This window comes from Streptomyces sp. NPDC031132 (assembly GCF_055570595.1).
This window is the reverse complement of sequence record NZ_JBVIGX010000078.1, coordinates 1-6021: the sequence shown is the minus strand read 5'-3', so window position 1 is coordinate 6021 and position 6021 is coordinate 1. Positions and strand designations below refer to the sequence as shown.

Here is a 6021-nt window from a genome sequence, read left to right as displayed (position 1 = left end):
CCCCCCCCCCCCCCCCCCCCCCCCCCCCCCCCCCCCCCCCCCCCCCCCCCCCCCCCCCCCCCCCCCCCCCCCCCCCCACCCCCCCCCCCCCCCCCACCCCCTGGCGCCCCCGTGGGGGCGGAGGCATCGCCTCCGCCCCCACGGTCTTGTCCGGGTTCTCAGCCGGCGGGCGGCGGCTCGGCCAGGAGCACGGCCAACGCCCCGTCATCGGCGTCCCGCCAGTACTCCAGCGCGCCCTCCAGAACCTCCTGGAGCGTCTCCCAGTCCCCCGGTCGCGCCCCCGCGTACGAGGACCACGAGGTCACCACCACCAACCGTCCCGGCACCTCCGGCAGCCACGACAAGTCGATCAGCGCATCGGCCAGTGCGTCCCAGTTCCCCCCGAACCACGCCGGCGCGGCCAACGCCGCCCCCCACCGCCGCATCAGCTCGGCCTTGCTGCGTACGCCGGCCAGGTCCACCCGGAGGGTCGTCCAGCCCGCCTTCTCGGCGGCGGCGACCGCCGGGGCGGCCGGCTGCGGATCCAGGGTCATCGCAGAACCGCCTTGAAGGTGTCGTAGTGGTCGTCCGTGTAGAAGAACTCCCCACCCTCCCCGGTCACGATCCGCCGGGGCCCGCGGTCACGCTCACCCGGCGTCTTCACGGTGAACTCGTGATAGTAGCCGCGCTTCTGCTTCGGCAGGACCTTCTCGAAGTTCCCGAAGACGGTCCCGTCCTGCCGGTACGGGTACGGTCCGCCCTTGTCGATGAGCACGAGCACGTCCCGCGCCTGCGAAGGCAGCGCATCGGCCCGTACGGTGGCCATCCCCTCGGCCCAGACGGGCGCAGGGGCATCAGCCCTCGAACTCACCCCGGCCGCGGCGGACGGCGCGGCCTTCTCCCCACCGCACCCCGCCGCGCCGACCAGCGCGACGCAAAGGAACACCGCTCCCACGACGCAACGCAGCAACGACCGGGGCACGTCCCTGAAGATCATGCACCGATCGTGCCAAATATCCGATTCGCCCGCGAATCGCGCGGTAACGGTCTCCGCGACGGCGGCACCCTCAGAGGGCGGACATCTTGGTGTAAGGGCTCAGAATTCTCTTCTGGACCGACCCGAAGTCGACCAGGACGGCGATCCCCTCCTCGATACCGACGACACGGCCGAGGCCGTGCTCATCGTGAGAGACCCGGTCGCCGACGCTGAACTGCCGGAGCGGCGGTTCCACGGGGGCCTTGAACGGGCTGGACGGCAAATGGCGGCGAGGTACTGCGGACTTTGTCATTGAGACCAGTATGCGCCCCACAGGCCGCCGCACGGCCCGCTGTTCGGATCTCAATTGCGGCACCATCCGCCTCACGGCGTCCCACGGCGCCCGCCGCGGGGCCCGCCGCCCCGGATCAGTCGTCCGGGTCGGCCCGCTCCAGCGCCGGCCGCAGCCCCGGGGCCGACTCGGTGAGCAGGTAGTCCGCGACCGCCGTGTCCGTGACCAGGCTGGTCACCAGGCCGGACCGGAGCACCGCCCCGATCGCGGAGGCCTTGCGCAGCCCGCCCGCGATCGCCACCACCTCGGGGATCCGGCGCAACCGGTCCGCCTCGACGGTGATGCAGCGCTCGCCGAGGTCCCGCCCGACGCGCCGCCCCTCGGAGTCGAACAGGTGGGCGGACATTTCGGCTGCGACACCCAGCGAGGCGTAGTGCGCGCGCTCCTCGTCCGTGAGCATGTCGTGGACGGTCGAGATCCCCGGCTCCCACGACCCGATCGACACCGCGGCGACGGTCACCTTGTCGAAGTACTCGAAGGCCCGGGCGATCCCCGTCTGGTTCCGCAGCGCCGCCGCGGTCGCCGGGTCGGGGAGCAGCATCGGCGCGTAGATCGGGTGGGCGTCGCCGCCGGAGACCTGGGCGGCCCGCCGTACGGCCTCCACGGACCCGCGCTCGGCCGTACCGGCGTCGTACACGCCCGTCAGCTGCACCACGGTGCACTGCGGGAGCCGGTGCAGGGAGGCGGCCATGTGGATGGTCGACCGCCCCCAGGCCAGGCCCAGTACGTCGCCCTCGTTGACGAGCTCGCCGAGCAGGTCGGCGGCGACCGCGCCCAGGTTCTCCGGATCCGGCGCGTCCTCGGTCGCATCCGCCGGGGATTCGACCACCACGGCGTGCCGGAGCCCGTACCGGGACCGCAGCGCGTCGGACCGCTCCGCATCGAGCTCGGCGGGCACCCGGATCTCGATCCGCACGAGATCGCGCTCGAGGGCGGTCTCCAGGACCCGGGCCACCTTGAAGCGGCTCACGCCGAACTCCTCGGCGATCTGGATCTTGGACTTGCCCTCCAGGTAGAAGCGGCGGGCCATGGCCGCCGCCTGCACCAGCTCCGCGGGTCCCATCCGCAGGGCTGACCGTCCCGCCGACATTGCAGACACCGCGTTCTCCTCACTGCTGTTCACACTCTCGACTCGCCGTTCATCCTGTCAGATCCGGCGACCGTTGATCAGCCTGGACAGCTTCCGTTCACCGAGCTGTTCACCAACCCTTGTCTCAGTGGTCGCAGGCCCAGGGCGCCGCGGCGATCGCGACGTCCGCCTGCTCCCGCAGGGTACGTACGGCAGCGGCCGGGTCGACCGCCCCGTAGACCGCGCTTCCCGCGACGAAGACGTCGGCTCCGGCCTCGGCGCACCGTTCGATCGTCGAGGCCGAGACCCCGCCGTCGACCTGGAGCCACAGCTCCAGGCCGTGCTTGGCGATCAGCTCCCGGGTACGGCGGATCTTGGGGAGCATGATGTCGAGAAAGGGCTGGCCGCCGAAGCCCGGCTCGACCGTCATGATCAGCAGCATGTCGAGCTCGGGGAGGAGGTCCTCGTACTGCTCGATCGGCGTGGCGGGCTTGAGCGCCATCGACGCCCGCGCCCCCTTGGCCCGGATCTCCCGCGCGAGCCGCACGGGCGCGGCGGCGGCCTCGGCGTGGAAGGTGACCGACCCGGCTCCCGCCTCGACGTACTGCGGGGCCCAGCGGTCCGGGTCCTCGATCATGAGGTGCAGATCGAGCGGGATGTCCGTGGCGCGGCTCAGGGACTCCACGACGGGCACGCCGAGGGTGAGGTTCGGGACGAAATGGTTGTCCATGACGTCGACGTGCAGCCAGTCGGCCCCCTCGACGGCCTTCACCTCCTCGGCGAGGCGCGCGAAGTCGGCGGACAGGATGCTGGGATTAATCTGAGCGGCCATGCCCCAAGCCTGCCATGCCTCCGCGCACTTCCGGCCACGACCCCGGAACTCGAGACGGACGTAGCGACGCTTAACCAATACCGGAGAACAATTAAATTGTTCTTAGAGATCGTCTTCCGGCACGGTTCTCCGCATGACACCCGCCACCGAGACCGAGACCCAGTCCGGGACCACCGACCCCTCGCCCTGGCGCACCAAGGACTTCCGCACCCTCTTCTCCGCCACCACCCTCAGCCAGCTCGGCACCAACACCGGCCACGTGGCCGTCCCTCTGCTCGCCCTCACCGCCCTCGACGCGACCGCCGGCCAGGTCGGCACCCTCGCCGCACTGTCCACCACCGCGTTCCTCCTCATCGGGCTGCCCGCCGGCGCCTGGGTGGACCGCCTGCGCACCCGCCGGGTCCTGATCGCCGCGGACCTCGCCCGCGCGGCCCTGTTCGCCTCGCTCCCCCTCGCCCGGTGGCTGGACGTGCTCACGCTCGCGCAGCTGTACGCCGTGGTGCTGCTCGGCGGCTGCGCCACCGTCTTCTCGGAGGTCGGCGCGCAGAGCGTGCTGCCCCGGCTGATCGGCCGCGCGGGGCTGGTCCGGGCCAACGCGGCCGTCGTCACCCTGATGGCCGTCGCCAACATCGCCGGCCGCGGGGCGGGCGGAGCCTTGGTCGCCGCCCTCTCGGCGCCCCTTGCACTGGCCTTCGCCGCGGCCGCGTACCTCGCCTCCGCGCTCCGCCTGACCCGCATAGACCCCACCCCGGCCCCGCCGGCCGCCGACAGGACACCGCTGCGGGCACAGATCCGGGAGGGGCTGCGGCACGTACTGGGCCACCCCGAGCTGCGGGCCCTGGCACTCAACGCCGCCCTCAGCAACCTGGGCGGCGCGATCATCAACACCATGCTGCCGGTGCTCTTCGTACGGGAGCTCGGGCTGTCCCCGGCCGCCCTCGGCCTCTTCTGGGCCGCGGGCGGCGTGGGCCTGCTGCTGGGCGCCCGGCTGGCCCGGCCCTTCGCGGCCCGCGTGGGGTACGGCCGCGCCCTGGTCCTGAGCCTGACCCCGGCGACCCTGCTGGTACCGCTGCTGGACCGCGGAGTCTGGCTCTGGGTGGCGGGCGCCGGGTGGCTGCTGGCCATGATGAAGATCGGCTCGAACAACGTCCTGGGCGTCAGCCTCCGCCAGCACCTGACCCCGCACCCCCTGCTGGGCCGCATGAACGCCACCTTCCGCTTCATGCTGACCGGCGCCCTGGCCCTGGGCGCAGCCCTGTCGGGCCTCCTGACAGACCTCACGACCCTCCACACCACTCTCTGGACGGGAGCGACGATCATGGCCCTGGCCTGGCTCCCGCTGTCCCTGTCGCCGGTCAGGGGGCGGGTGGAGGGGGTGTGAGGGGGTGGGGTCGGATGGACCGACAGGGTGAGGACGGCCGGGAGCCAACACGGTCGGCGTCGAAGGGACCACCCGGACCCTGTCGGCGGGAGACGCACGGCCGGGGCCGAACGGCCCCGCCGGACCCCGGACGGGACGCCCGCACCGGGGCGAGTGGGCCAGCCGGGAGCGGACGGACGAGTCCCCGCCCTCGGGGGCCGGGTGGACTGCCCAGGCGACGGCGGGCGAGCCCACGCCCTTCGGGACGGACGAGCCGGGGGGAGGACGGGCTGCAGCCCCCCTCGCAGGGGCGCACGGATCGGCCGGGGGGACAACGGGCCGGAGCCACCCTCCCGGGGGCGGACGGGCCGGGCGGGGGACGACGAGCAGGAACCACGCACCCGGCGGCGGACGGACCGAGCGAGGACAACGGACGGGAGCAACACACCCGGCAGCGAACGCACCGGCCCGGGAACAACGGGCCGCAGCCACCCTCCCGGGGCGAACGGGCCGGGCGGGAGACGACGAGCAGGAACCACGCACCCGGCGGCGAACGGGCCGGGCGGGGACAACGGACGGGAGCAACACACCCGGCGCCCGCCCACGCATCGGGGGCGGGGGGGTGGCGGGGTCTGTGTGAGCGGTGTCGGAGGGTGTCCGGGGGCGTCCCGTCAGTCCACTGTCCTTCCGTGTCGTGCCGGCCCCTCAAGGGCGCTCCTTCGTCGCGTCGCTACGCGATGGCCTACGGCCACCCTTGACCGACCGACCCGCCCCGGAATGCCATAAGACTGCCGGGAAGCCCCCGAAGGATGGCCGGGGGGTTCACGTTCCCATAAGGGCCCATCAGAGATGCCGCCCAGGAGCCCCTGTCATCCGGAGTCCGCTCACCAGGACCACCCAGGCGGAGCGGGATGGGGCCAGGGGGAGGGCACGGCTCCCTGAAGGGCCCATAGGGTGCCCTTTCCGCACCCGGGCAGGGTCAACCTGAACCAGACAGCGATGAGATGACGATGCGGTGCCGGTTGGACCGTGGACGCCCCAGATCGCTACGCGCTTCTCATCTCTCGGCGCCCGGCGGCCGTCTGGGGCTGGACATAGGCCGCCCACACGCCTCCCATGGGCGGGTTTCCAGGCGCCTGCAGGCCAGTTGGGGCGAAAAGCGGGCGAGGGGGAGCCTGATGCCGGATTTCTCAACCTCCCACTCCGGCAAGCGCCCATTTACCCCTCAACCGGTCGTCGAAACGGGACAAACACCCCGCACTCGCGTCGTCGGAGATGTGCGGCGGCCGTGGGCGGCTTATGACCGGCCCCAGACGGCCGTCGGACGCCAAACAGAGAGAAGCGCGTAGCGATTTGGTGCGCCTGCGGGCCCACCCCTACCGGCATGGGCATCTGGTCGCTGTCTGGTGCAGGTTGACCCCGCCCGGACGCGGAAAGGGTGCCTATGGGCCCT

Annotated in this window: 6 protein-coding genes; 1 reads left to right on the top strand and 5 read right to left on the bottom strand. The window is 72.6% G+C overall.

Annotated elements, in window-relative coordinates:
• Positions 1-158: 158 nt before the first annotated feature.
• From ACZ49B_RS38970 to rpe, 5 genes are all read right to left on the bottom strand, one after another.
• Positions 159-533, bottom strand: coding sequence for a barstar family protein (locus ACZ49B_RS38970; protein WP_468316030.1), 375 nt, complete (start codon positions 531-533; stop codon positions 159-161).
• Complete coding sequence (locus ACZ49B_RS38965; RefSeq protein WP_468316027.1) at positions 530-976, bottom strand: guanyl-specific ribonuclease; 447 nt, start codon at positions 974-976, stop codon at positions 530-532. Before ACZ49B_RS38965 ends, ACZ49B_RS38970 begins: the two co-directional genes overlap by 4 nt.
• A gap of 70 nt (positions 977-1046) precedes the next feature.
• Entirely contained in the window at positions 1047-1268 is a 222-nt protein-coding gene (locus ACZ49B_RS38960; protein ID WP_030157491.1) for a CarD family transcriptional regulator, read from the bottom strand.
• Between the two features lie 115 nt (positions 1269-1383).
• Positions 1384-2397 carry a sugar-binding transcriptional regulator gene (locus ACZ49B_RS38955; RefSeq protein WP_432762288.1) on the bottom strand — a complete coding sequence of 338 codons (1014 nt, stop codon included), beginning with the start codon at positions 2395-2397 and terminating at the stop codon, positions 1384-1386.
• A gap of 124 nt (positions 2398-2521) precedes the next feature.
• Complete coding sequence (gene rpe, locus ACZ49B_RS38950; protein WP_468316025.1) at positions 2522-3208, bottom strand: ribulose-phosphate 3-epimerase; 687 nt, start codon at positions 3206-3208, stop codon at positions 2522-2524.
• Positions 3209-3341: 133 nt separating this feature from the next.
• Between rpe and ACZ49B_RS38945 the strand changes: the two genes are divergently transcribed.
• Complete coding sequence (locus ACZ49B_RS38945; RefSeq protein WP_468316022.1) at positions 3342-4589, top strand: MFS transporter; 1248 nt, start codon at positions 3342-3344, stop codon at positions 4587-4589.
• Positions 4590-6021: the final 1432 nt, after the last annotated feature.